This window comes from Fluviicola taffensis DSM 16823, from assembly GCF_000194605.1.
In the GTDB taxonomy this organism is placed as follows: domain Bacteria; phylum Bacteroidota; class Bacteroidia; order Flavobacteriales_D; family Crocinitomicaceae; genus Fluviicola; species Fluviicola taffensis.
On the sequence record NC_015321.1, the window covers coordinates 1,485,302 to 1,511,046 of the forward strand.

Annotated in this window: 20 protein-coding genes; 6 read left to right on the plus strand and 14 right to left on the minus strand. The window is 37.0% G+C overall.

Annotation, left to right across the window (positions count from 1 at the left end; translation table 11 throughout):
* Nucleotides 1-83: 83 nt before the first annotated feature.
* From FLUTA_RS06610 to pheS, 4 genes are read right to left on the minus strand one after another with little or no spacing between them, the layout of a single operon-like run.
* Nucleotides 84-530, minus strand: coding sequence for a nucleoside deaminase (locus FLUTA_RS06610; protein ID WP_013686084.1), 447 nt, complete (start codon nt 528-530; stop codon nt 84-86).
* Nucleotides 531-533: 3 nt separating this feature from the next.
* Nucleotides 534-1,616, minus strand: coding sequence for a glutaminyl-peptide cyclotransferase (locus FLUTA_RS06615; protein ID WP_013686085.1), 1,083 nt, complete (start codon nt 1,614-1,616; stop codon nt 534-536).
* Nucleotides 1,616-1,975 carry a bacillithiol system redox-active protein YtxJ gene (ytxJ, locus tag FLUTA_RS06620; protein WP_013686086.1) on the minus strand — a complete coding sequence of 120 codons (360 nt, stop codon included), beginning with the start codon at nt 1,973-1,975 and terminating at the stop codon, nt 1,616-1,618. Before ytxJ ends, FLUTA_RS06615 begins: the two co-directional genes overlap by 1 nt.
* A gap of 1 nt (nt 1,976) precedes the next feature.
* Complete coding sequence (gene pheS, locus FLUTA_RS06625; RefSeq protein WP_013686087.1) at nt 1,977-3,002, minus strand: phenylalanine--tRNA ligase subunit alpha; 1,026 nt, start codon at nt 3,000-3,002, stop codon at nt 1,977-1,979.
* A 211-nt stretch (nt 3,003-3,213) separates the two neighbouring features.
* Between pheS and FLUTA_RS06630 the strand changes: the two genes are divergently transcribed.
* The 3 genes from FLUTA_RS06630 (at nt 3,214) to FLUTA_RS06640 (ending at nt 4,498) form a co-directional block, all read left to right on the plus strand.
* A complete protein-coding gene (locus tag FLUTA_RS06630) occupies nt 3,214-3,561 on the plus strand; it encodes a hypothetical protein (RefSeq protein WP_148235404.1) in 348 nt (115 codons plus the stop codon).
* A 17-nt stretch (nt 3,562-3,578) separates the two neighbouring features.
* Entirely contained in the window at nt 3,579-3,962 is a 384-nt protein-coding gene (locus FLUTA_RS06635; RefSeq protein ID WP_013686089.1) for a hypothetical protein, read from the plus strand.
* Nucleotides 3,963-4,120: 158 nt separating this feature from the next.
* A complete protein-coding gene (locus FLUTA_RS06640; protein WP_013686090.1) occupies nt 4,121-4,498 on the plus strand; it encodes a hypothetical protein in 378 nt (125 codons plus the stop codon).
* A 44-nt stretch (nt 4,499-4,542) separates the two neighbouring features.
* Here FLUTA_RS06640 and FLUTA_RS06645 read toward each other — a convergent pair whose 3' ends face one another.
* The gene (locus FLUTA_RS06645; protein ID WP_013686091.1) at nt 4,543-7,350 is read right to left on the minus strand and encodes an alpha/beta hydrolase family protein; all 2,808 of its coding nucleotides are present in this window, start codon (nt 7,348-7,350) and stop codon (nt 4,543-4,545) included.
* 68 nt (nt 7,351-7,418) lie between these two features.
* On the opposite strand from FLUTA_RS06645, the gene FLUTA_RS06650 reads away from it, so the two are divergent.
* From FLUTA_RS06650 to FLUTA_RS06660, 3 genes are read left to right on the plus strand one after another with little or no spacing between them, the layout of a single operon-like run.
* A complete protein-coding gene (locus FLUTA_RS06650; protein WP_013686092.1) occupies nt 7,419-9,506 on the plus strand; it encodes a tetratricopeptide repeat protein in 2,088 nt (695 codons plus the stop codon).
* 4 nt (nt 9,507-9,510) lie between these two features.
* Complete coding sequence (locus FLUTA_RS06655; protein WP_013686093.1) at nt 9,511-11,811, plus strand: glycoside hydrolase family 20 protein; 2,301 nt, start codon at nt 9,511-9,513, stop codon at nt 11,809-11,811.
* Nucleotides 11,808-12,506, plus strand: coding sequence for a copper homeostasis protein CutC (locus FLUTA_RS06660; RefSeq protein ID WP_013686094.1), 699 nt, complete (start codon nt 11,808-11,810; stop codon nt 12,504-12,506). Before FLUTA_RS06655 ends, FLUTA_RS06660 begins: the two co-directional genes overlap by 4 nt.
* Before the next feature lie 159 nt (nt 12,507-12,665).
* Here the strand turns inward: FLUTA_RS06660 and FLUTA_RS06665 are convergent, their stop codons facing one another.
* The 9 genes from FLUTA_RS06665 to FLUTA_RS06705 all read right to left on the minus strand — a co-directional run bounded on the left by FLUTA_RS06665 (nt 12,666) and on the right by FLUTA_RS06705 (nt 25,736).
* The gene (locus tag FLUTA_RS06665; RefSeq protein ID WP_013686095.1) at nt 12,666-15,371 is read right to left on the minus strand and encodes a reprolysin-like metallopeptidase; all 2,706 of its coding nucleotides are present in this window, start codon (nt 15,369-15,371) and stop codon (nt 12,666-12,668) included.
* 76 nt (nt 15,372-15,447) lie between these two features.
* Nucleotides 15,448-17,745 carry a GH92 family glycosyl hydrolase gene (locus FLUTA_RS06670; protein WP_013686096.1) on the minus strand — a complete coding sequence of 766 codons (2,298 nt, stop codon included), beginning with the start codon at nt 17,743-17,745 and terminating at the stop codon, nt 15,448-15,450.
* Nucleotides 17,746-17,943: 198 nt separating this feature from the next.
* Nucleotides 17,944-18,714 carry an AMP nucleosidase gene (locus FLUTA_RS06675; protein ID WP_043023699.1) on the minus strand — a complete coding sequence of 257 codons (771 nt, stop codon included), beginning with the start codon at nt 18,712-18,714 and terminating at the stop codon, nt 17,944-17,946.
* Nucleotides 18,715-18,943: 229 nt separating this feature from the next.
* A complete protein-coding gene (locus tag FLUTA_RS06680; protein WP_013686098.1) occupies nt 18,944-20,071 on the minus strand; it encodes an ATP-binding protein in 1,128 nt (375 codons plus the stop codon).
* 86 nt (nt 20,072-20,157) lie between these two features.
* Nucleotides 20,158-21,372, minus strand: coding sequence for a TraB/GumN family protein (locus FLUTA_RS06685; RefSeq protein WP_013686099.1), 1,215 nt, complete (start codon nt 21,370-21,372; stop codon nt 20,158-20,160).
* Between the two features lie 65 nt (nt 21,373-21,437).
* On the minus strand, nt 21,438-22,670 hold the full coding sequence (hutI, locus tag FLUTA_RS06690) for an imidazolonepropionase (protein WP_013686100.1): 1,233 nt from the start codon (nt 22,668-22,670) through the stop codon (nt 21,438-21,440).
* A gap of 160 nt (nt 22,671-22,830) precedes the next feature.
* Nucleotides 22,831-23,184, minus strand: coding sequence for a YraN family protein (locus FLUTA_RS06695; protein WP_013686101.1), 354 nt, complete (start codon nt 23,182-23,184; stop codon nt 22,831-22,833).
* A 136-nt stretch (nt 23,185-23,320) separates the two neighbouring features.
* A complete protein-coding gene (locus FLUTA_RS06700) occupies nt 23,321-25,027 on the minus strand; it encodes a toxin-antitoxin system YwqK family antitoxin (RefSeq protein WP_013686102.1) in 1,707 nt (568 codons plus the stop codon).
* Nucleotides 25,028-25,085: 58 nt separating this feature from the next.
* Entirely contained in the window at nt 25,086-25,736 is a 651-nt protein-coding gene (locus FLUTA_RS06705) for a LysE family translocator (RefSeq protein ID WP_043024142.1), read from the minus strand.
* Nucleotides 25,737-25,745 lie beyond the last annotated feature (9 nt).

Below are 25,745 nucleotides of genomic sequence, written 5' to 3' on the forward strand. Positions count from 1 at the left end.
GGATAAATGGTCTTGAGCGATTATGAATATAAATTACTTGAAACTATCAATTTGGTATTCGGAACTCGGTATTCGGAATTATCCTAAGAGCGTTTTTCTTTAAAAAAATCAATCATCAATTGAGCGCATTCTTGCTCCATCGGGCCTTTACTCACAACCGTTTTTGGATGATACAATTCATTTTGAAAACGACCAGCACCACGCTTTTCATCTCGTGAAGCGAAAATAATTTTGTTCAATTGCGACCAATAAAGTGCTCCTGCACACATCACACAAGGTTCAAGCGTCACATAGAGTGTGCAATCTTTCAAATACTTTGCCCCCAAATATTCGGATGCGGCAGTAATCGCTTGCATTTCGGCATGAGCAGTTACATCGTGAAGGCGTTCCGTTAAGTTGTGGGCGCGTGCAATAATTTGATTATTAACAACAACAACAGCACCAACTGGAACTTCTCCCAATTCAAATGCCTTTTGCGCTTCCATGTATGCTTGACGCATAAAATACTCGTCGTTGTAAGGAGAAATCATGGCCTATTTTTGAAATTGAACTTCGAATGTTTTAGTCCAGTATTTTCCGGTCATGTACGTTTTATTGCTTAACTTATTGTGCGCAATTCCGTTCAAGACATCTCCTCCATTCTTTCCACGAAGAACCAATTCGCTGGCGTCAATTTCCTCTAAAACTCTTCCTGTGGTAGGCTCAATTACTAACACAATCGAAGTTGTGTAAACATTTGCATAAATTTTTCCGTCAATGTATTCCAATTCATTCAATTGCGTTCTTGGACCTAAATTGTCATATACTTCAATGAATTTTGTCGCTTGAAATGATTTCGGATCACGGAAAGTAATGCGTTCAGAACCATCCGACATAATAATCGATTTTCCATCGTTACACAACCCCCAACCTTGTCCAACATAATTAAAATCACCTTTCAATTGCATTGTTTTCTTGTCGTAGAAGAAACATCTGCTATTTTGCCAGGTAACTTGATACACTAAATCACCCAAAACAGTAATTCCTTCACCAAAGTAGGTCGCATCTAATCCATTCTTAGGTTCGCTGAAAGTACCCGTTTGCAAAGAAACTGGCCCAACTAACGTTTTCCCCAACTGACCTGGATCGCCCGTTCCTTCATATAATTGATTTCCATCAAATTCAAACCCTTGTGTATAATTCTCTTTACTATGCGGATACTCTTTCACAATTTTAGCCAGCAATTTTTCAGGAACAATATCTGAAACAACTCGAATGTTACAGGAGTTTTCTAAGACTGTTTGGTCTTGAAAAGTAGAACGCAATACCAAGGGTCGAGTTCCAACACCGTAATAATTAGTTTGCATAGCAACCGTTCTAATCTGCTCTTTCGGATTGTTCCAAGTTTCAAAAATGGAATCATTGTAGATCAACTCTACTTTAACCAAACCTTCAGGAATACGGAACTTGATGGGAGTGTTTTGCCCATACTTCACTTGAATTAACGATCCTGGCAAATCAAATTTTGCCATTAAAGTGTCCTCTGTTTCTCCTCCGTTTTCTTTCAGTAGTGGAACGATTACAAACGCAGCTATTACAAGGATTAAAATCGCTATGATTCCGTATTTTTTCATCATTAAATGAGATTCATTATTTCTGAAGCATCAATTTCACTGTGAGTTGCCGAATAAATCACTTGGTGGTGATTCATCAAAATAGCTTGTGGTGATTGATGTTCTACTTTCATTAGTTGTTCTATTTCTGCAGACAATGCCCTGTATGCTAACAAATCCAAATACACACACGTGCAATTTTGTGGATTCATTTTATTTTCAAAACGATTGAGTGCCATGGAAGAAATGCTACAACGTGTGCTGTGTTTGAAGAACACAACAGGTTTCGCTTCAGAAGATTCTATCAGCTCATGCAATTGGTCTGAACTTGTTAATTTCACCCATGGAAACACTTCTTTCTCTTTGCTTGAAAATAATCCCATCTTAAAAATTGACTCCTTTAAATTGTTTCAAAAAACGCACATCATTCTCCGAATAAAGTCTTAAATCGTTTACACGGAATTTTAATTGCGCAATGCGTTCGATTCCCATTCCAAATGCAAATCCAGTATATGTTTCAGAATCAATTCCAGAAGCTTCCAACACGTTTGGATCTACCATTCCACAACCCAAAATTTCCAACCAGCCAGTATACTTACAGACGTTACAACCTTTCGAATTACAAATAGTACAAGAAACATCTACCTCAGCACTTGGCTCTGTAAAGGGAAAATAGGAAGGCCTTAGACGAATTTTTGCCTTGTCTCCAAATAAAGATTTCGCAAAATAATCGAGGGTTTGTTTCAAATCTGCAAAGGACACATTTTTATCGATGTACAATCCTTCCACTTGGTGAAAGAAACAATGTGCACGTGCAGAGATTGCCTCATTTCGATAAACCCTTCCTGGAGAAATTGTTCGAATAGGAGGCGTGGAAGATTCCATTACTCGTACTTGAACGGAAGACGTATGCGTTCTCAATGCCATTTCACGCACACCTTTCTCAATAAAAAAAGTGTCTTGCATATCCCTTGCAGGATGTTCTGGCGGAAAATTCAATGCGGAAAAGTTATGCCAATCATCTTCAATTTCTGGTCCTTCAGAAACAGAATAACCAATGCGTTCAAAAATTGCCAAAATTTCACTTCGAACAATCGAAAGCGGATGTCTTGCTCCCAAAGCAAGGGGTTCTGGAGTTCTTGTAACATCTACATCCGAGTCTGTAGCAGTTGTGTTTTCCAAATTATCTTTCGAAACAATCCATTTTTCTTCTGCTTGAAGACGGAGTGCATTTAAAAGTTGCCCCACTTCCTTTTTTTCTTCATTCGGGACATTTTTCAATTCACCAAAAAGATTTTTCAGTTCTCCTTTTGAACCTAAAAAGTGAATGCGGAATGCCTCAACAGCATTCATATCTGTTACCGCATAATTTTCTATTGCTTCCTTCGCTGCAGCGATTTGCTCTTTCATCTGACTAATCCAACCTTTTGAATTTTTAAACGTCTATTCAGAAAAGATTACTGGTTTTGTAACCTTTTTGGTGATTTTGATGTTTAAAAACATACTTTTTAAAGCAACGAAGTTACGAAATTGTAGAGAAACAAATTATAATCGTAAAAAGATTATATTTACAACGAAAAAAAACAACACTATGAACAAAATGGTACGTAAAATTGGGTTCATGAGCGTGATCGCAGTACTTCTAGTAATGGGATCATGTAAGAAAAAAGACCCGTCTATATTGAAGGTTTTCGTTCGTTCAGCCAATAATGAATTGGTTAACAATGCTAAGGTCATTCTTATTGCGGATGTCGATTCTGAGCCAGCTACCCCTGCTTATGTTGATACCGTTCAATCAAATTCATCTGGTTTCGCAACGTTCGATATGCAAGAATTTTTTGACCTTTTAGGAAAAAAAGAAACTACTGGATACTTTGACGTATTGGTAAAGAAAGATACATCTGAAGGTTCTGGCTACATTCGTTGTAGAGCGCATATCACAAATGTTATAACAATAAATCTTAATTAACCCATAATATTAAACTCATGAATACAGCAATAAAATCCGCCTTTTACGGAGTCTTGATAGTTGGAATGGGGGTTCTTTTTTCATCTACGGGTTGTAGAAAGAAAAAGGACACAACTGCTATAATCTATGTGATAGATGCTCAAAACGATCGCGTAGCAGGTGCGCAAGTTGTTATTAAAGGAGAATCAACGACTACTCCTCCTCAAGCAGTTATCCTTTTCGACACAACTGAAACTGATGGCTCTGGAGCAGCTTATTTCAACTTCAATGAAGTTTATCAATTAGGACAAGCTGGTGTAGCCGTTCTAAACATTGAAGCAAGAAAAGATGTTCTTTCTGGACAAGGAATCATTAAAATTGAACAAGAAAAAGAAAGCGAAGAGTCTGTATTTATACAGTAAATTCAATATAACCTATTTTTAAACCCTGACTCCAGATACTGGAAGTCGGGGTTTTTTATTCACTGAAAATTCCAAAAAGAACATTTAAATCACTTGTATATTCATTTAGGCAAAATGTAATCAAGTAATTGGTCGAGATTTGAGTAACAAAATTGATTATGAGTTATTTATCACACGTCATTTTAGCAACCGCAATTGGGTCAATTAGCTTGACTGCTGATTCTTGCGTGAAAAAGAAAGATACAATCGCAAAGGTAACTGTTCTGGATCAAGATAATAACCGTGTTTCTGGAGCAACCGTTCAATTAATCGGAGAACCTTCCACGGGAACAACTGGTCATGGAGCGGTAAACGATCCCAAAGTAACAACGACCAATGATCAAGGTGAGGCCACATTCAATTACAACGATATCTATCAGTTGGGGCAATGTGGTGTCGCCGTATTTACAATAAAAGCGAGCTTAGGTGGTGCCGTTGGTAACGGCATCATCAAAGTGGAGCAACAAAAGACAAATGAAGAACGCGTGTTTTTGTAACCAATAAACCATAAAAATCCCTCTGCTGTGGCGGAGGGATTTTTTTATTCAGTCAATTCATATTTATATTTCTTTCCTTTATCCAGGGCTGGAATTCCCTCTTTCAACCACAAAGGTTCCGACTTATTCAATAAATAATAATCGAAAAATTGGCGCATTCGGATACTCAAATCCATTCTATTTGCGGGTTTCATTAAATTGTGATCGTCTCCATTGTAATTCAGCAACCAAACAGGTTTTTGAAGTCGGCGCAAACCGGTATACAATTCAATGCCTTGATACCATGGAACTGCACCATCTTCATCATTATGCATCATAAGCAATGGTGTTTTCACTTTTGGCAAACCAAACAATGGGCTATTCTCTACATAAAGTTCTGGAGCTTCCCAAATCGTTTTACCAATTCTACTTTGTGAATGCTCATATTGAAATTGACGACTGTAACCTGATCCCCAACGAATTCCACCATAAGCAGAGAACATATTTCCTACTGGAGCTCCTGCCATTGCTGCTGCAAAACGATCGGTCATAGTAATCAATTGCGCCGTTTGATATCCTCCCCAACTCTGACCTTGTAAACCCATTCTTTTTGGATCAATATTGGAATAAGCCTTCAAAACAGCATCCGTTCCACTTAAAATACAATCATAAGCACTATTTGCAGGATGTCCCGCTACGTAGCGAATGTTCGGAATAAAAACAATGTATCCTGCTGAAGCATATTCTGTTGGGAAAACAATAGAAGCTGTTGGTCTAGGGGCATAGTGATTGTGAATATCATCCGAGTACATTTCGTAGTAGTAAATCAACAGTGGATATTCTTGATTTACATCAAAATTTTCGGGCTTATAAATCAATCCTTCTAAAGGAATTCCAGAATAACTCGTCCATTTTATCAACTCCACTGTTGACCAATTGTATTGGCTTTGTTGTGGATTCGCATGAGAAATTTGGGCAATCTCTGCACCTGGTTTTGTGGTTGAAAATAAATCTGGATAATCTGAATTTGAAGAACGGTTAAACAGAATTCTAGTTCCTTTTTTTGCCTTCGTAAAATTGAAATAGTTATGGTTCGATCCAGAAATTAATTCAAAATTCGCCGTATTAAATTGGCCTTTCATGCGATAAACATCCATCATTTTACTTGTTTTATCAAAACGAGTAAGAATGGTGCTTTCTGGATAATAACGCACTGAATCTGAATTTAAATTAATCAACACATAATTATAATTCGTGTCAATTTCAGTCTTCTGAAGAATGTTTGCAATAGCCCGAAAAGACTTTGATTGAATATCATAAGACAAAATATCTTTATCTGATTGAATCAACACATTTTTATCATCTGGGCCCCAACCAATAATCCCTTGTGGTAGGTTATCGTAAATCATTCCATTCTTATCTTCAAATAAATTACCTTTCCAACCACAAGTAATGCAATGTTCTTCGTGAGAATCCACATTCATTAAATAATAGTTTTCAGCAACATCATTCCAAAAAACAAATTGCTTTCCATTTTGGGAAAGAGAAGGGCGTGAAGACAACATATCTCTCAAAGGAACTATTTTCCCGTCCTTCACATGCACCAAGTAGTAATTCTCTGGGTTGGGATAGTTCCAGGTTTCAAAGCGGTATTGATCATCACAACTTGCCAACATTACTTCTTGATTGAGTTTGCTTGAAAAAACCAAATTCAACGAATCATTGCCTAATGAAATTGCTTCTCCTGTGTTCAAATGATAAACTGCAAGATTTGTGCGAGTCTGGTCGCGTTTCAACTCAGTCAATTGCTGTGGTTGCATGCGGTCATCTTTCCAATGCCACAAATCCACTTTCGATTTTTCACTTTCTAACAAACTATCCTTAAATGGTTTATCGGGTTTATCGGCAAGTCCAAAAAACACATCCGAATCATTATTATTCAAATAAGGTTTGAAATTGTTTGATAAAACCTCATTATTTACAAATAGCTTGGAAGTATCTATCAATTGCTTGAATTCTTTCGTAGCAGGGTTGATCATAAACAAAGACCAACGCTTGTTTGTAGCTGTATCAACAGTTGCCATCCCTAATAATTGGACACTCTTACCGGAGAAATTGAATCCAGCATACTCAACAACTCTTTTCTTGTCTGTCCAAAGTTCCTTTTTCGAAAAATCATAGATATTCAAACGCAAGGAATCCTTTTTAAACTTCTCTTGCTGAACAAAAGAAACGTAATTTCCATCCTTGCTCAACTCAAACTGAGTGACATTTTTAAAGTGTTTTTTGTGTTTCGAAATCGGATCTAAAATGGTTAACAGCTTCCCGTCCGTTTTCATTTTTCCCTTTTTCGCTTCCAATTTCTTCTCTTTCTTTTCCTCTTTCTTCGATAAATAAGCCTTTGGCCATTCATTTTTAGTAGACAAGTAGGCGAATACGCTTCCATTTTCAGCGAGTTTGAATTCTTTTAAATCAGCAAACTTCATCAAGGAATCCTTTTCAAAAATCCAAACTCCCAAAGAATCTTTCGGCCATTTTTCTTTGTTTACCTTGTTCAATTCTACCTGACGTAAAGTGTCAAATCCGGGATGAATTTTAAAGAGTAAAAATGCACTTGTACCATCAAACTTCGGTTCATATCCTCTTGAAATGGAATCCTTTTTTCCAGTTTCCAAATTCATCACAAATAAAACGCCATCTCCCCGATACGGTTTAATAGAATAAGCGGCATACTTGCCATCTTGAGAGAGTTGAACATCTCCAATTCTATTCCAGGAATTATAGACATCAGGACCCAAAATTTTCTTTTGTCCGAATGCATTTATTCCTAAAAACAGAGCAACTAAAACACTAAATCCAATGGAAGCTTTCATGAAAACCGTTTTTTTAAACTAAAGGTTAAATATAAATACTTAATTTGTGACTCAAATAATTAAAACGCATGATCCTTCGAAAAGGAATTTTACTACTTATTGTAATACTTTGGGGATTTTCAAATTCTTCATTTGCCATTGAAATTCCTAAATATGTTAGTGAAAAAAACATTACTTGTCCTAGACCAAGCTCTGTCATTGAGATTTTCAACATTCTAGATCTACCTGAAAACAAGGAAAATTCAGCAGAATCAACTGAAAAAACACCAATAAACCCTGAAAAGAAATCAACAACTACGGATAGTATTTCTGTGATAAAGCTTCTGAATGAAGCAAAACCAATTGTACATTCTGACTATAAGAAAGCATTCAAATTAACGAATAAAGCACTTGAAATAGCAGAAGCAAGTAAAGATGAAGAACTTATCGGAAAAGTCCAAAATTCTATCGGAAATCTCTATTGGTTCTCTGGAGATTACAATCATGCGTCGGAATTTTATATCAATGCGCTAAAGAACTATCAAAAAACGAATAATCAGGGACAAATTGCAGAGTGCTACCGAAATATCGGGTGGATTTATTTAGGGCAAGGTAAATATGAATTGTCGGAAGAATATTTACTCAAATCACTTCAATTAAACACCAAACTCAAAAATCAGGAACGAATTATTATCAACTACGATGATATCGGAAACTTGTATTTAACCTCTAAACAATACGAAAAAGGGCTTGAATCTTGTGAAAAGTCGCTGCAACTTGCCAAAAAATTCAATCTTACGAGTGCTATTGGAACCATTCACATTACCAAAGCTCAATTGCATTATAAATTGGATCATTTATCGGATGCAGAAGAAGAATATAAAGAAGGAATAACGATTTTAAACACGATTCCAAATCAGTCTTACAACCTTACTTTAGGTTATTTGGGTTTGGGAAAGGTGAAGAAGGATCAAAACAAATTGAATGAATCACTACCGCTTTTTGAGAAAGCGATCAAACTTAGCAAAGCTAATAACTACACGCCCGAACTTTCCGAAGGATATCTTTTAGCATCGAAAATTTACTCGGTTCAAAACAACATCGGAAAGGCATATAATTATATGGAAATGTATGCAGAAACCAAAGATTCTGTAAATGCTCGAAATAACCGAAATTACATCCAAGAAATGGGTGCGAAATTAGAGTACGAACAAAATAAACTTCAAATTAAAAATCTGGAGCAAGAGCAAAAACTTTCAGAAGCCAGTTTAGATCGAGAGCGCAATTTCAAAATTTTCCTGATCGTCGTTATCTTATTCTTGTTTGTCTTTGGATTGTTTGTTTACCGTTCATTCTTGCGCAAAAAGAAGGACAACCAGTTAATCGCAAAAGCCTATTTGGAAATTGAAATAAAAAACAAAGACATTTCAGACAGTATTGAATACGCACTCCAAATTCAACAAGCACGATTGCCACATATTGATTCCATTCAATCTTGTTTTCCCGGCTTTTTCGTCATGTACCTTCCAAGAGATATCGTGAGTGGCGATTTTTACTGGTTTACCGAGACAGAAACTGGTAAGAAAATTTTCGCAGTCGCTGATTGCACAGGACATGGTATTCCTGGCGCTTTTATGAGTATGATGGGAATTGACGGATTGAATTACGCCATTTTAGAAAAACGAATCGAAAGTTCTTCTCACATTCTAAATCATGTCAATAAGTTCATTATTGAATCCTTGAAACAAGATTTGGACACCGTTAAAAGCAAAGACGGAATGGATACAGCGATTTGTATCTTTGAAAAAGATCTGAGCAGTGTCAAATATTCAGGTGCAAACAGACCTCTCTGGATTATCCGCAACAATGAGTTGCTTTCCTTCAGCCCTGATAAAATGTCCATCGGCGGAAATAATTATGCGAATTATAATTTCAATGAAGTCGATATTCCACTTCAAAAAGGAGATTCACTTTACTTATTCTCAGATGGATATCCGGATCAATTTGGTGGCGAAAAGAACAAAAAATTCATGACCAAAAACTTGAAACAACTGTTGTTAGATATCAATCAATTACCAGCACAGGAACAAGAAACAATTTTGCATCAAAAATTGAATGAATGGAAAGGTGATTTCTCGCAAATCGACGATATTATCATTGTTGGAATAAAAATCTAAAAAAATGAAATTCTTTTTTGTACTTATCCTGATTGTTTCAGCAAGTCAGTTAGCCGCCCAACACAGCTCTATTTTTCCACAGCCTACAAATGTGGAATATACCACAGAGCAATTTGTTTTCAATGGCCAATTAGCTCTAGATAGTACAAAGGTTCCAAAAAAATTGTTTGAATACATCCAGAAATCCTTTGGACGGATTCACGCTATTCACTTAGAAGCTAGTTCCGCCAAAAATGCAAACATTCAGCTCCAACAAGTCAATACCTTAGTTTATACAGAAGGGTATCAATTAAGCGTTACAAATTCAGGGATCGAAATCCAATACAGCAGTTATCAAAGTTTGTGCAATGCTTTTCAAAGCTTGAATCAGTTGTTTCAAAATCAAACCAAATTGGCTGGAATTCGAATTTCAGATCAACCAGCCTTTGCCTATCGGGGAGTTCACTTGGATTGCAGCAGACACTTTTTTACAATTGCAGAACTAGAAGGTTTTATTGATCAAATTGCTCGGTTGAAGTTCAATAAATTCCACTGGCATTTAACAGATGATCAAGGTTGGCGAATCGAAATCAAGAAATATCCCAAACTAACAACTATTGGGGCTTGGCGAGACAGCACATTGATTGGACATTTCAGCAAACAACCCATTGAATACGAACACCAAAAATACGGTGGATTTTACACCCAAGAAGAAGCAAAAGAATTGATAGAATATGCGCGCATTCGCGGAATTGAAATTATTCCTGAAATTGAAATGCCTGGACACGCAAGAGCCGCATTGGCTGCTTATCCGGAATTGAGCTGTACAGAAAAACAACTTCCCGTAGTTGGAACTTGGGGTGTTTTTGACGATGTGTTTTGCAGTCAAGAAAAAACCCGCACGTTTCTAAAAGATGTTTTAGATGAAGTAATTGCCATTTTCCCTTCACAAGTCATCCATATTGGAGGGGATGAAAGTCCGAAAGTCAGATGGGAAGCTTGTCCGAAATGTAAAGCGGTAATGAACGAAAATCAACTGCATTCTACTCACGAACTTCAAAGCTTTTTCATCCGAGATATTGAAAAACATGTAAATTCAAAAGGACGAACCATCATTGGGTGGGACGAAATATTGGAAGGTGGTTTGGCTCCCAACGCACAAGTCATGTCGTGGCAGGGAATGGAAGGCGGAATCGCCGCGGCAAAGCAAAAACATCAAGTAGTAATGACTCCAACTTCGTACTGTTATTTAGATTACTATCAAAGTGGACATCCTTCAGAACCCTTAGCAATTGGCGGTTATCTTCCTTTGGAAAAAGTATATCAATTCGACCCTACAAAAGGAATTGAGAATGAATACAAACGCTATATTTTAGGCGGACAAGCCAATTTGTGGACAGAATACTTGCCAACAATGAGCGCTGTGCAATACAATCTTTTTCCGAGACTACTTGCCATGTCTGAAGTTCTATGGACCAAGGAAGATCAACGAAAATCGTATCCGGAATTTGTTCAGGGACTCATTAAATATCAGTTTCCCTATTATGATTCTATGAATATCAACTTCTCAACAGCTTGTTTGGAACCGAAGTTGTTGTTTAGCAAATCTGAAAAGGGATTAATGCTTGAAGCAGTTTCGAACATAGAACATACAAAAGCATCCATAGAGCTAATATTTGAAAATCCAGCGCTCATTTGCGAGTTACCATTAATCAAGGCTGAAACATTTTCAATAGGTGACTATCCTGATACTTCTAATCATTCCAAACTCCTTCTATATCCTCTTCCAATTTCCGCAAGCTTTGATTTAGAAGTAAAAGTGACAAAAAAAGGGGATCTATTGAGGGTCAACAAGTATGAAATAACCACACATCTTGCATTGGGAAAACCCATCACATTTGATACTCCCCCCAATGAAAAATACAATGCAAATGGAGATTTGGGATTAACCGATGGAATAGTTGGAAAGAAACCATGGAAAGGAAATCAATGGCTGGGATTTACTGAAGATACGGTTCGTTTTCGATTGGATTTGGGTAAAAAAATCAAATTTGGTCATGTTAAGCTTGGTTATTTGAATGATCCAGGAAGCTGGATTTATGCTCCAGAAAAATGTGTGATTGAGGTCAGTAAAAATGGACGGAAATGGAAAAAAACAACTGTTCCTGATAACGATACTCTCTCGGAAAACTTCTACCTGCATGAAAAACTGAAGGCCCGACACCTGAGAATTACGGTTATTAACAAAGAGAAAATTCCAGAAGGAATGACAGGAGCAGGTTTCACACCTTGGACCTTTTTAAATGAATTAATCATCACCAGATGAAAGTAGAAATTTGTGTCGGCACATTGGAAGCCGCAAGAATCGTTAGTAAACTTCCAATTGATCGTATTGAAACATGCATTGCTTTGGAACAAGGCGGTTTAACTCCTTCAAAAGCAATGGTTTCTTGGATTCAAAACACTTTTGATTTGGAACAACATGCGCTTATCCGTGTGAGAGCAGGTGGTTTTGTTTACAACTACGATGAAATTGTGGTGATGCGGGATCAAATTTTGGAATTGAAAGATGCGGGAATTAAAGGATTGATTGTTGGAGCGCTGACCAAAGATTTTAAACTCAATTTAGAGGCATTAGAAACTTGGAAACGAACGGCACCAAACGTAGATTTTACTTTTCACCGTGCTTTTGATTCGATTGATGATTGGAAGACTGCCATGGATCAACTCATTAAAATGGGTTTTAAACGCATTTTAACCAGCGGATCAGACCAAAGTGTAGCTCATGGAATAAAACGATTAAAGGAACTTGTTACATACGCAAATGGTCGCATTGAAATCATGGCGGGTGGAGGAGTAAAGGAAGAACTCATTCCTGAACTAAAAGCAACAGGTATCCATGCCATCCATTTTTCAGGAACTTCGAAAGTGACTGTGGAATCTGAGACCGCTTTTCAGGAAACTTTGTTGCTTCCTGATGAAAACAAATTGACTACCATTCTTGTAGCGATTCAGGGATAACTTTATAATATCATGAATTCGTTATATCACGAAATGATGATATCATGTTTTCATTACACTAAAAAGCCCCGAAAAATAGTATCGGGGCTTCTTTTATAATTTTAGAACCTAAGCCCTCAAGACTCGAGTCTAATCCTAATATCTTGATGTCTTAACATCCTAGTTCTTAATCAACTTGAATGACTGAACAGCACCACCCACTTCTATATTCAAGAAGTAAACTCCTTGCGCTTCAGAAGAGATGTCGAAAGTAATTCCATCGGTTGTTTGTGGTTTTTCTTCTCGAATCAATCTTCCAGTTACATCACGAATCACAAAAGATTTCAAGTTTACTTCCTTGTTGAAAGAAACCGTGATTTTTCCAGTAGATGGATTAGGATAAACAGAAACATCGTCGAAATTCAAATCATCAATTCCAAGATTTGCAATGTTTACACAAGAACTGGTAACAGAACAAGATCCAACTGTCACAGTAACCGCATACAATCCATTTGCACTTGGAGTAAATGATTGAGAAGTTGCTCCTGAAATTGGGCTATTTCCTGTTGAACAATTCAACCATTGGTATTGCGCACCGCTTTGAGCGGAAGTGATTGTAATTCCGTTTACAGAAGTTGCCGTATTTACTGGAGTTTGTGTAATTGTAATTGACTGACAAGCTCCACCCGAAACACAACCTCCTTGTCCACGAACAAAATAAGTTCCTGGCGCAGATAAAACCATCGATGTTCCGTTTCCAACATTCGTTCCACCACAAGAGTTAGAAGTCCAGTTCCAAGCAGTTGCATCATTTAATGTACCAGCCGATACTGTAATTGTTGTACTTCCACCTGGGCAAATCACCGTATTTCCAGAAAGGGTTGGCAATGTAGGATTATTACAAGGAGGTCCTCCTACTGTAATTGTAAATCGATTATTAGACACATCGAAGAACGTTCCGTTTTGAGAAATAACCATGATGATTGCATTCGTTGTTGCAGTATTTGGTACCGTAACAATCTGAGAACCATCATTCGGGACATCATTTGCTAAAACAGTAAAAGTTACCCCCGCATCTAAAGAAATCATTACATCCACATTTGCACAAGATACAGGTGCAACATCCGTATTTGCTACAGACCAAGTTACTGTTTGTGTTGTATTTCCTGCCCATATAATTCCTGTTGCCGTAGGATAAGTGACAACAAACGGTCCTGCAGAAGCCGTTGTTGTAATTACAAGATCTTCATTGTCATTACATCCTCCACCCGCTTCATTATCACGAACAGTACAGCGGAAATTCATTGTTCGGCTAACAGTTGGAAGAACTTCCCAAGTGAATGGGCCATTTGTCAACAAACTTGCAATAGAAGGAAAGTAACGTGTACCACTGGTAGAAGGGGGTCTTGAACGGAAATTGGGTCCGTTAGTTGAAGTTCCTACAGGTGGTTGCGTCGAATTTTGATTATTCATCTGCTCCCAACAATACGATAAAACATCGCCATCTGGATCTGTCGCAGTTGCTGTTAAAGCAAAAGGAGTTCCTGCAGGAATAGTTACATTTCCTACTGTACCTGTAATAGTTGGTGAAGATTGATTTGGAATTGCCGTTGAAACAGCACACCCATTTCCACCTGCACCTAGGAAAATGTGCATTTCATTCATATTTACGCCATGAAAATGATCATCCGAATTTGGCTGTACGTTATGAGGTGAACAAATTCCTGCATACGCCATGATTGAACTTCCAGAGCCTGGTTCCATTGCAGTTGCATTATTACCATTGCCACTACAAGAGCCTTGATTACTTCTGAAGCTGTGGTTCCCCGAAAATTGGTGACCCATCTCATGAGCAACATAATCAATATCGAAAGGATCACCTACTGGTGCACCTGATCCAGTCACTCCCTGAGCTTTCAATGAAGAACTACAAACAGATCCCAACATCGCAACACCTCCAGAATTTGTTCCGAAAACGTGGCCGATGTCGTAATTTCCACCTCCAATAACAGATGTTACATTCGATTGATTCTGACCAAGCATTGTTCCAGCATTTCCGTTGGAATAAGGATCGGATCCACCTGCCGTATATATCAGCAAGTTGTTGTTTGGAATGATGGTCATTGTTACTGCTAAATCACGCATGTAAACACCATTTACACGATTCATTGTTGTAACCTGAGCTGCTTGAGCTAAAGCAACTGTTCCACCTTGGAAAACAGTGTATTCTCCAGTTGCTGCTAAAGCTAAGCGATAGGTACGTTTGGTACAATTTCCAAAACTTTTAACAATATTATCATTCGCTCCTTCGATTTCAGCACCAATTCCTTCTTCCAAATGACAAGCAAATACTTTGTCTGCAGTAAAATCTGCTTTTGAGTAAACGACATAGTTTTCGATATCACCACCTCTGAATGAGTATGGATCGATAAACAATGTTGGTTTTCCAGGAACCAATGTCATTGCATGAAAACCTTGAGGAGTTAAATCAAATTTCACAACCTCACCAGAATTATCCATGGCGATTCCATCATAAGATCTAATTTCTGGGAACTGAGCTACTAAACCCAAAGACATGGTTTCATTTTCATGAACCTGATAGTGCCCGAAAGTTCCATCTGGTCTTGGAAGTTGTATAAAAACAGGAATGTAACTTGGGTCATCTATGCGTTTAACAAGCGCTAAAACCTGACGCATTTTTTCCACATCCAAATCAAAGGTTACATATTTTGTGGGTTTAATGTAGCGAATTCCACTTTCTGGAATTTCATTTTCTGCTATCTTTTTCCAAGTATCTTTTTGCAGGGTTGTAGTTTGAGAAAAACTAACAGAGCATACAGATACACTTAGGAAAAATACGCTGGAGAGAAGTATTTTTCTTTTCATAAGAGTGTAATTTGAGCTCTGAATTTAGCATTTAAATTATTACCTAGGTTATCTTTTATGTGTTAAGATTGAATTCTTAAAATGTTTTTGAAGGCTTATCAGTCATCTCAAAGACCAGTTTTGCGCCGTTTTTAATACTCTGATAACTCAATATAAAGTCCTTCATTTTAACATTATTGAGATAAACTGCTTTTACATAAATATTCTTTTCACTTTGATTCTTGGTTGAAATCTCAATGATTTTTCCATTCTCCAGGTTAATTTTTGCGGATTGAACTAATGGACTTCCCAAAACATAGTCATCAGAGCCTGGACAAACTGGATAAAACCCGAGGGAACTGAAAATATACCAAGCACTCATTTGTCCGCAATCATCGTTTCCACTTAGTCCATCAATTTTTGGAAGATACTTTGTTTTCAATACTTGACGAATGTACTTCTGAGTTAAATCTGATCGGCCAACCCAATCAAACAAATAAATCACATGATGCGAAGGCTCATTCCCATGTACGTAAGAACCCATAATTCCTTCTCGGGTAATGTCTTCTGTGTGTTCAAAATATTTATCCGCCAACTGCATGGTAAACAAAGAATCCAAATGAGACGCAAACCGTTTTTTCCCACCCATCAATTCAATCATCGAATCTACCTGATGAGGGACATACAAACTATAATTCCAGGCATTCCCTTCAATGTAACCAGCTTGGTGTGTTTCCAAAGGGTCAAACTTTTCAATAAATTTTCCAGAGCTCATTCGTGCACGCATAAATCCCGAACTCGAATCAAACACGTGTTTATAATTTTCACTTCGCTTAGAAAATTCTTCGTAAATATCCATTCGCTTCAAACCAAGAGCCATCTGAGCAATACACCAATCATCGTACCCATATTCCAACGTTTTAGAGACCGAACTCCCATTTTTATCTTCAGCAACATACCCCAAGTCAATGTACGAACCAATTCCCTCAAAATAGCGGGTTCGTGCTGTCTGGATACAAGCATCCAAAGCTTGATTGTAATCAATTCCTTGCAATTCTTTATTGTATGCATCCGAAATAACAGAAACGGCATGATATCCAATCATACACCAATTTTCATTCCCATGATGTGACCAAATCGGCAACATTTTTTCAGCACTTTGCTTTTGATGAGCAATCATTGAATTGACCATATCCGCATTTCGCTTTCGCTGAACCAAATTAAACAGTGGATGCAAAGCCCGATAGGTATCCCAGAGTGAAAACGTTGTATAATTAACCAGTGATCTATCTTTATTGTACCAATTGGAAAAATCCAAGCCACGATATTGACCGTCGTGATCTTGGTAAACTGTTGGACTTAGGCACGTGTGATAAACTGCCGTATAAAAATTGGTTAAATCTCCTTCGTTGAGCATTTGCACATCAAACTTATTCAATTCTTTTTCCCACAAAGATTCCCCTGCTTTCCTGTACTGATCAAAATTCCAATCAGGGGTCTCGTATTTCATGTTTTCCACAGCTCCTTCCATACTTACACTTGATAAAGAAACCTTGAGAAGTAATTCTTTCGAAGAATCTAAATCAAAATCAAAGAAAGCGCGTAATTGATTCGCTGACATTTCTGGAAAGTTGTCTTTCAAATTGAATTTTCGCCAAAAACCCTGATAGACTTTTTTGGATTGAAAATCATCGTATCCATACGATTTGATCGGTCTAGAAAATTCGATTGCAAAATAGACCGTTCGATTCTTTGCCCAACCAGAAGTTTGTCTGAAACCAATGATGTGATATTCATCTACAACACGAACGTAAGTATTTACGTTCTTCCCCTCGTAATTATAAATCCCAGAAATGAGATCCAAAATAATGTGGGAAGAATCTTGTTTTGAAAATGTGTATTTGTGGATTCCAACTCGAGTTGTAGTCGTTAATTCCGCTTTTATTTTGTGATCATCCAATAAGACCGAATAATAATTGGGTTTCGCAATTTCATTTTGATGACTATAGGCAGAACGGAAACCACTTTTCGGATTGAAAGCAACTCCTGGATTCAACTGTAACTTTCCAGAAGTTGGCGCAATGAGAATATCTCCCAAATCAGAATGTCCTGTTCCACTAAAATGTGTATGACTAAATCCTACAATTGTCGGGTCTTCGTATTGATAACCCGCACAATATTTATAAATCTCTGGATTGTATTTTCCGCCAATTGCATAGGAAAGAGTATCTGTATCAGGACTCAATTGAACCATTCCGAATGGCACCGTTGCACCAGGAAAAGTATGCCCCATCTTAGAAGTTCCAATGAGTGGATTGACATATTTCAATTTGCTTTGGGCTGAAACAGAAACCACAAAAAGGGTAATTCCAACAATTAGAAGAGAGAAACGCATGGACTTCGATTTTCACGAATATACCCAATTGTTCCCACAGAGGAGCGCAGAAGTACGCAGATTTTTACCACTCAGAGTACAAAGCTCACAAGGAATATTAAAACAACAAGTCCTTTGCTTACGCAAAGGGACGCTAACATGTTTGAACAGCAATTTTCAATACAGTGGAAAAATAACCTAGTGGTCTTCGTGATTAATCTAGAAACGCAAATGTTTCACAGTATGTCCGTCATAGATGAGTTGTTTCAAAGAGTCAATTCCAATCATCAAATGTTTATCTACAAATCCGGCAGTAACTTTTGAATCACTTTCGCTTGTTTTCACTCCTTCAGGCGTCATCGGCTGATCACTTACTAACAGCAAAGCTCCAGTAGGAATTTTGTTTGCAAAACCAACCATAAATATTGTAGCCGTTTCCATATCGATTGCCATTGCACGAATGCTGCTCAAATATTCTTTAAACTTCTCATCGTGTTCCCAAACTCTGCGGTTAGTTGTATAACATGTTCCTGTCCAATAATCAAATCCAGCATCACGAATCGTTGTAGAAATTGCTTTTTGAAGTGCGAAGGCCGGCAATGCGGGAACTTCCGAAGGAAAATAATCGTTGCTTGTACCTTCACCGCGAATTGCAGCGATTGGCAAAATCAAATCTCCTACTTCACTTTTACTTTTCAAACCGCCACATTTCCCCAGAAACAAAACTGCCTTTGGTTTAATAGAAGACAAGAGGTCCATGATGGTCGCGGCAGAAGCACTTCCCATTCCGAAATTGATAATGGTAATTCCGTTCGCTGTAGCACATTGCATCGGTTTATTTTTACCAATGACTTCCACTTCATACATATCTGCAAACTTTTCAACGTAATTGAGAAAGTTGCAAATAAGAATGTATTCTCCGAAATTCTTCAATTCTTCACCTGTGTAACGCGGCAACCAATTTTCAACTATTTCTGATTTTGTCTTCATACTGTGATTTGAGAGTTTTGTGAAAATAGGGAGGATTTTTGAGAATCGAATGTTATTTTTTGGTGAAATTGAGGCTAAAACGATATTGCTAAGGTCAATTTGGAGTTTCGCTTCGCTCACTAATTTTTAACCACATAGAAACATAGCACACATAGCTTTATTTGTGGTCTCCACAGATAATTACTTTTCTACTTTTAGTCTATATATTCTATGTGACCTATATGGTTCATTATTTTCGAAGGAACGTCCAAAAGGTTTTTTTACTGATTCCAGTCACTTTTACTTGCGGATACAATTCACCAAACGAAGTTGGAATTTTGATTTTCTTTGAATCATCCCAACTCATTTTTACTCCAAAAGCTTCTCCATTATTCAATTCCAAATAATCTACTTCTTGTTTTGTATGTGTTAACCAAAAGAATACTTCAGGTGTTTTACCTGCATATTGATTGGCTTTATAACGTTCGCTAATCACAAAATTTCGCCACAATTCTTCCACATCGTTCCTAAATTCCAACGGTTGAAAAGCACGAATCAGGGCATTACGAATTCCATTGTCTAAGAAATAAACAACATGACTTTTTTTCAATTCGTAACGATGTCCGTTGTTGTAAGACGAAATCAGAACCAACAAATTTGCCTTTGCGAACAACTTCACATAACGCTCCACAGTTTCATTGTCCAAACCGCACTTTCTACCCAAATCATTGAAACTGATAACTTTCCCTATGTTAAAGGCCAAGTGTCTCAACAATTTAATCAGATTTTCCTTTTTATTGATTCTTTCCGAGGCTCCTAACTGAGTGAAAATACTCGATTCAATAATTTCTGAAACGATTCGCTCTGATTCATCTTGATTCATAATAACTTCTGGATAATAGCCATAAATCAATCGCTGTTCTAATTCTTTATCCTCTTGAACTAAGCCGTAAAACTTAGCACTTTCTGAATAGGAAAGCGGAAAAAGATTGAGTTCCAAACCTTGTTCGCGCAATGCTTCCCACAAATCTTCGTGTAATTCTGGTTCGAATGAACAGATTAAAACTACATTCTCCAATACCTCGTTTTCAATCGCAAAATCAATGTAGTCTTGAAGGGATTCTAATAATTGTGCATCGCGAATAATAATCACTTTTTTTCCTTCACTGAACGTTTTCAAAGAATCCAACCCACCCTTGCGGAATATTTGCAGTTCTTTTTTATTGGAGCAATCGATAAGACCAATACTGGAATTTTCCAAATTAAAGACACGAGAAACAAGGGTTAATCGACCAGTTCTTCGCGCACCTTTTAGTACAACAATTTTACTTTCTTGGCATTTTTGGCGGAATATTGGCTCCAAAGTTCTTTCGATCATGATTCATCAATTAGTGAACCGAAATTACCCTTATTCGATAAATTCATTTGAAGATTGCGAAAAATGAATAAACAACCAACTGTTGGTTACTCCTTTTCTGTCAGTATTTCAAACTTTTGAAAGAATGAAGTGGAGCGATTTGAATGCATGAATTTATTTCCTCCGTAACAGATTAACTCATAACAAACGTCACCAAATTGAATAAATCGTTTCCATTGATATCCTTTAATTGGATCAAGAACTAGTCCTTCAATGGCTTTTGCACCATCATCTAAGGTAAAATCACGTGTTTTAGCCAATTCATTTTCAACAAAGTTGTAGCGATTATCATCCAAATAATCTGCTGAGCAGTGAATGAGTAATTCAAACGTATTTCCTTGACCCAATTCCTGATAGAGATAATGCTTCTTGTTATCATCTGAAATCTCAATGGGCTTCCCACCAAAAGTCATTCGAAAGGAATTTTCTTCATCTGTAATGGAATAACTTTTCCAAGATTGAATTAATTTCTTACTCGCCAAAGTCGTATTATCATACGTTGCTTTCACAGCTCGAACTTGAAATCCTTTTTGTCTTAATAGCTGTAAAACACCATCGCTTCCATACAAATGACCAGAACCAATTGCACAGAAAACAGTTCTCTTACGAATCAAGGTATCTAATCCTTTTGCCATAATTTGATTTCTCTTCGTAATTAATTCATCGTATGCATCTGGAGTACTTTTAAATTGCGATTTCAACATGTTTGTCAGAGAGGCAATATCACCATTAATGTACGTTTGAATAAAAGCTTCTTTGGTAAAAAACAACCCGTTGATAGCCGTTCTGGTATTAAATAATTCCGGATTTTCGGCTAATTTTAATTGATCTTCGACTGTTTCTAGCTGATAAAACCCTTTTCCTCCGCAATAACCTGCTTGTTGAAAATAAGCATCTAAAAATTGTGGGCGGCCATCCTCCGAACCGTAAACTGTTTGAGTCGCTTTTTTAGAGCTTGCGAAGGAGCGTTTTTTATCAAATAACTCGAAATTAAAGAGATTCAAACGAACATCGTATTCATCGTAGATTTGAGTTACGTCCGTTTCTAAAACGACCGCATCAACACTTGCAAAAGCAGAGTAAAGTGAATCTGGAAAATTAAACAACCGTGGATCATTTGAGTGCATACTTCCAAATACATAGCTGATTTTCTTGGAACGTGGAGCTTTAATTTCCCACAATAATTGGTACTCTTTTCCAGTTTCCTGAGCAAAAAGCGTAGAGCAATTCAAAAGCAACAGAAGAAAACCAATTTTGTACATATCTACCAAGACGCTAAAAACAGTGAATTGTTTTATTTCAGTAAGTTAAACAAATCTAAAAGTAACTAAAAAACCAGTCTATCGACATGATTTTCTCCAAAAGCGTATGGAATATATGCCAGTGAATCAATTGGTTTAGTTAAAATGATTGGTGTTGACTTTCCAAGTGAAATCGTTCCATGTGTTTCAGATAATCCCATTGCGTATGCAGCATTGATAGTTAGCGCATTCAATGCTTCTTCTGGAGTAAGGCGCATTTTCACACAAGCCAAGGAAAAAATTTGCTGCATATTGTCACAAGGAGTCGTTCCCGGATTGTAATCTGTAGCCAAAGCAACAGGAAGTCCTTCCTGAATAAATTTGCGGGCATTTCCATAAGGAATATTGATGAAGTGAGAACAACCTGGCAAGAATGTCGGCATACATTTACTTCCTTTCAACACTTCAATATCTTCATCATTCGATTCTTCGAGGTGATCTACAGAAAGCGCTCCCAATTCCACAGCGGCTTTTACTCCGCCCATAATCGAAAATTGATTCACATGCACTTTTGGAATCAGTCCCACTTTTTTTCCTTCTAAAAGAATGTATTGCATTTCTTCGACGGAGAAATAATTTCGTTCGCAAAACACATCGATATAATCTGCCAATCCTTCTTTAGCAATTAAAGGAAGCATTTCATTGACAATTAAATCGATGTATGCTTGGTGATTTTCTTTGAATTCCTTCGGGAAAGCATGGGCACCCAAGAAAGTAGCTTTGATTGCAATCCCCGATTCTTGTTTTAAGCGTTTGATTACACGGAGGATTTTCAATTCAGCTTCAACAGAAAGTCCGTAACCAGACTTAATCTCCACAGCACCTGTTCCATTGGCTTTCATATTGTTTACACGCTTCATGGCTTCCTGAAACAACTCTTCTTCTGAAAGCTCACCCAATCTGCGAGCAGAATTGAGAATTCCACCACCTTTCAAGGCAATTTCTTCGTAAGTCAGCCCATTGATTCGATCCACAAATTCTTCTTCACGTGTTCGAGCAAAAACGGTGTGCGTATGCGGATCACAAAAAGCAGGTAATACACTTTGGCCTTCAGCATCAATCACTTCTACTCCTCGCCAATCAGTAATTCCTTCCCAATCTTCCATGGAACCATAAGCCATGATTACTCCATCTTCCAATGCCAAAAACGCATTTTTAATGGTTGGAACATGCTTCATTGCTTCACCACAAATCATTTCTGGAAAGTCTTCTCCTACTTGATACAGGGTGTGGATATTTTTAATCAGAATTTTAGACATTACTCGTGTATTTCAGGCTTCAAAGGTAATACAATAAACCCTTCCATCTGCGTTCATGCGCTCAAGCTACACGCAATAACGATGAATTTTCAAGCTGTTGCAAATTAGGTACATTTCCATAGATTTGTTAGTTAATACTTTTCAAAAAGTCTAATTTGCATCACGTCGAAAAAGCATCTTCGATATGTTCCAATTTGGTGCGGAATTGATTGTGGACAATGGAAATAATATCGAAACGCGTATCATTACTAATCCCTTTGGATTGTACATAGTGATCGGCACAGATGATAATTTGCCGTTGTTTTTTCTTGGTAACGGCCATCCAAGGTTCACCAATTTCAGCTGTTTGGCGGGTTTTTACTTCTACAACAACAATTTTTTCGTCTTTCTCAGCGATGATATCTACTTCAAACTTCAAATAGCGGTAATTTACTGTGCGAATAATATAGCCAGTTTTCAGCAAGTGTTTTTGAGCCATTTGTTCTCCAAAAATACCTAATTCTTGATCTGTCATGAGCCTTTTCTTACTTAAGATAAGAAAAAAGGACATTTATTACAAGGAATGTTCAAATGTTCAAATGTTCAAATGTTCAAATGTTCAAATGTTCAAATGTTCAAAATAAATTTCCTTAAACACCTTTGAACCACTTTTACCTGGTTCTAAACTCAATACTATTTCCTCCGCTTCCTTTAATGACTTGCTGTCCTTCTTTGAATTCAAGTTCTTTAATCACTTTCCCTCTTTTATCGAATAGTTTCATTTTTCCATCCTTCAAACCATCTTTATAGTCAGTTTCAGAAATCACATTTCCTCTGCGGTCCATTTCGGTGCTTTTACCGTCCAATTTTCCATCTTTGTATGTGGTAGTATTACTCGGAATTTTTCCGCCTGGCCAGTAAGTGTACCAAACTCCATGTTTTTGACCATTTTTATAGCTCCCTTCCTCTGTTTTTTTGAAATCTTTTTGAGAAAATGAAACTGCAGGACCATCTTTAATACTTTCCTTCACATCGAAATCTTTCAAAGGGCCATATTCAATTTTGGATTTTTTGGTAATTACTTTGTAGTTGAATAAATCTTTTGGTTTTCCATTTTCAAAGTAATTAATCCATTCACCCGTTTTTTCACCCTCTTTGTAATTTCCAGTTACATTCAACTTTCCAGTAGGATAGTAAGAAATCCATTTACCTTGAAGTTTTCCTTTCTTGAAGGAAGCAACGTTTTTTTCTATACCATCTTCCCAATAGTTTGTCCAAAGGCCTTCTTCCTTTCCAATTTCATAAACTCCCGACATTAAAAGGATTCCGTTTTCATACCAAGTTTCCCATCTGCCGTTCTTTTCATCGTTTGCGAAGTCTCCCTTTTTGAACTTACTTCCGTTTTTATAAAAGTATTCCCAAGTTCCAGTTCGCTTATCATGGTCGAATTTCCCTGTATTTCTTAGTTCTCCAGTTTCATACCAAAAACTCCACTTTCCGTCTTGTTGGCCTTTGTCAAAATAACCTTCCTGATCTTTGGTTCCTTTTTTGGTGTACCAAGTCCAAAGACCGGATTTCTCCCCATTTTTGTAACTCCCTTCTACATTTACTTGTTCATTATCATAGAAATACTTGTATTCACCGTCGAGTTTCCCATTCAGATAATTACTAATTTTCTCTCTTTTCCCCGTGTAGTAATAGAAATTCCAAGTACTATCTTTTTCTCCGTTTTTAAAATTTCCATTGATGAGTAAGTAACCATAAATGGAAAATTCTTCAAAAGGTCCATTTTTTATACCGTTTTTGTAATTGTACCATTCTCTTTCCATTCCCGTGTCATAGAAAGTAAGGTATTCACCCGTTCCATCAAAGATTTTTTGAGTATGCAAGCTATCTGGCATCCAAAATTGACGCATGTAACGAATCGTATCAATAAATTCCTCTACTTGCTTTTTTTGACCTGTCAAATAGTAAGATTCCCAAATACCAATTTCCTTTCCGTTTTTATACGATCCTTCCACGCTCAATTTTCCGATTTCATTCCACTCTCTGAAAACACTATCTTGTTCGCCTAATTTAAAATATCCCTCCTGCTTTTTTTTACCATTTGCATAGTTTGAAAGCACTCTTCCATGCAATTTTCCACGGTAATAGTTTCGTTCTTCCACTTGAACGCCAAAACGATCGTAATACAACCATTTACCGTGTTTGTCTGTCGATTCACCTAATAAGTCCTTGTAATAGGAACCAGTAGACTCTAGCTTAGTTCTCTCAAAATCATAAAAATTTCTGAGTTTCGGAGTCAGGTTTTCTTTTTGAACAACCTGAGCAGTTAAAGAGAAGGAAAGAAAAGAAAAGAGGATACAAACAAATTTCATGGAATTGGAATGATAGTTTTGACTTAATAATAGAAATTTCAATGAAATGTTACAAGGATTATTTAGCTAAAAATCCTTTGATGATTAACAAGATACCCGTACCAATTATTACCAATGCAACAAATCTATTGAGACTAACAAGTACTTTTTCTGTGATGAATGGCCGAAGTTTCTTAGCGCCAATAATTTTCAATAAATCAACAGCGAAGAAGGTAAGAATGATTACTAAAATATACCAATAAGTACTCTCATTGATTGCATTAGAGGCGCTTTTTTTACCGTCAGCACCTAGCGCAATAACCGTAATCCAATAGAAAATAACACCTGGATTGGCAAAATTGAGTAAGAATCCCTTCAACCCAAGTAAAATGAAATCTTTGGTTTGACTGTTTACTTGTTTTTCCGCTTCCCCTTTGTTTTCCTTAGGTTTTTTCAAAAAACTAACTAGTCCAAAACCAATTAACACAATTCCTCCAACAATTTGAATAATATGGGCATATTCTCCAGAGGTTATTTTACTGACTTCTGAATAAAAGATTAGTGCTATAATGATATAAATGAGATCAGAAAGCAAAACCCCTAAATCAAAAGCAATTGCTGCGCGAACACCTTTGCGAATACTTGTTTCTAAAAGAAGGAAAAATACAGGTCCAATCATTATACTAAGTATAAATCCGGTAACAATTCCTTTTAAAAGTATATCAAGCAAAAGATTGGT

Excerpts from the sequence above, each read along its gene's own strand:
- FLUTA_RS06610 (WP_013686084.1), bottom strand. The coding sequence starts at position 530 with ATGATTTCTCCTTACAACGACGAGTATTTTATGCGTCAAGCATACATG.
- FLUTA_RS06615 (WP_013686085.1), bottom strand. The coding sequence starts at position 1,616 with ATGATGAAAAAATACGGAATCATAGCGATTTTAATCCTTGTAATAGCT.
- ytxJ (WP_013686086.1), bottom strand. The coding sequence starts at position 1,975 with ATGGGATTATTTTCAAGCAAAGAGAAAGAAGTGTTTCCATGGGTGAAA.
- pheS (WP_013686087.1), bottom strand. The coding sequence starts at position 3,002 with ATGAAAGAGCAAATCGCTGCAGCGAAGGAAGCAATAGAAAATTATGCG.
- FLUTA_RS06630 (WP_148235404.1), top strand. The coding sequence starts at position 3,214 with ATGAGCGTGATCGCAGTACTTCTAGTAATGGGATCATGTAAGAAAAAA.
- FLUTA_RS06635 (WP_013686089.1), top strand. The coding sequence starts at position 3,579 with ATGAATACAGCAATAAAATCCGCCTTTTACGGAGTCTTGATAGTTGGA.
- FLUTA_RS06640 (WP_013686090.1), top strand. The coding sequence starts at position 4,121 with ATGAGTTATTTATCACACGTCATTTTAGCAACCGCAATTGGGTCAATT.
- FLUTA_RS06645 (WP_013686091.1), bottom strand. The coding sequence starts at position 7,350 with ATGAAAGCTTCCATTGGATTTAGTGTTTTAGTTGCTCTGTTTTTAGGA.
- FLUTA_RS06650 (WP_013686092.1), top strand. The coding sequence starts at position 7,419 with ATGATCCTTCGAAAAGGAATTTTACTACTTATTGTAATACTTTGGGGA.
- FLUTA_RS06655 (WP_013686093.1), top strand. The coding sequence starts at position 9,511 with ATGAAATTCTTTTTTGTACTTATCCTGATTGTTTCAGCAAGTCAGTTA.
- FLUTA_RS06660 (WP_013686094.1), top strand. The coding sequence starts at position 11,808 with ATGAAAGTAGAAATTTGTGTCGGCACATTGGAAGCCGCAAGAATCGTT.
- FLUTA_RS06665 (WP_013686095.1), bottom strand. The coding sequence starts at position 15,371 with ATGAAAAGAAAAATACTTCTCTCCAGCGTATTTTTCCTAAGTGTATCT.
- FLUTA_RS06670 (WP_013686096.1), bottom strand. The coding sequence starts at position 17,745 with ATGCGTTTCTCTCTTCTAATTGTTGGAATTACCCTTTTTGTGGTTTCT.
- FLUTA_RS06675 (WP_043023699.1), bottom strand. The coding sequence starts at position 18,714 with ATGAAGACAAAATCAGAAATAGTTGAAAATTGGTTGCCGCGTTACACA.
- FLUTA_RS06680 (WP_013686098.1), bottom strand. The coding sequence starts at position 20,071 with ATGATCGAAAGAACTTTGGAGCCAATATTCCGCCAAAAATGCCAAGAA.
- FLUTA_RS06685 (WP_013686099.1), bottom strand. The coding sequence starts at position 21,372 with ATGTACAAAATTGGTTTTCTTCTGTTGCTTTTGAATTGCTCTACGCTT.
- hutI (WP_013686100.1), bottom strand. The coding sequence starts at position 22,670 with ATGTCTAAAATTCTGATTAAAAATATCCACACCCTGTATCAAGTAGGA.
- FLUTA_RS06695 (WP_013686101.1), bottom strand. The coding sequence starts at position 23,184 with ATGACAGATCAAGAATTAGGTATTTTTGGAGAACAAATGGCTCAAAAA.
- FLUTA_RS06700 (WP_013686102.1), bottom strand. The coding sequence starts at position 25,027 with ATGAAATTTGTTTGTATCCTCTTTTCTTTTCTTTCCTTCTCTTTAACT.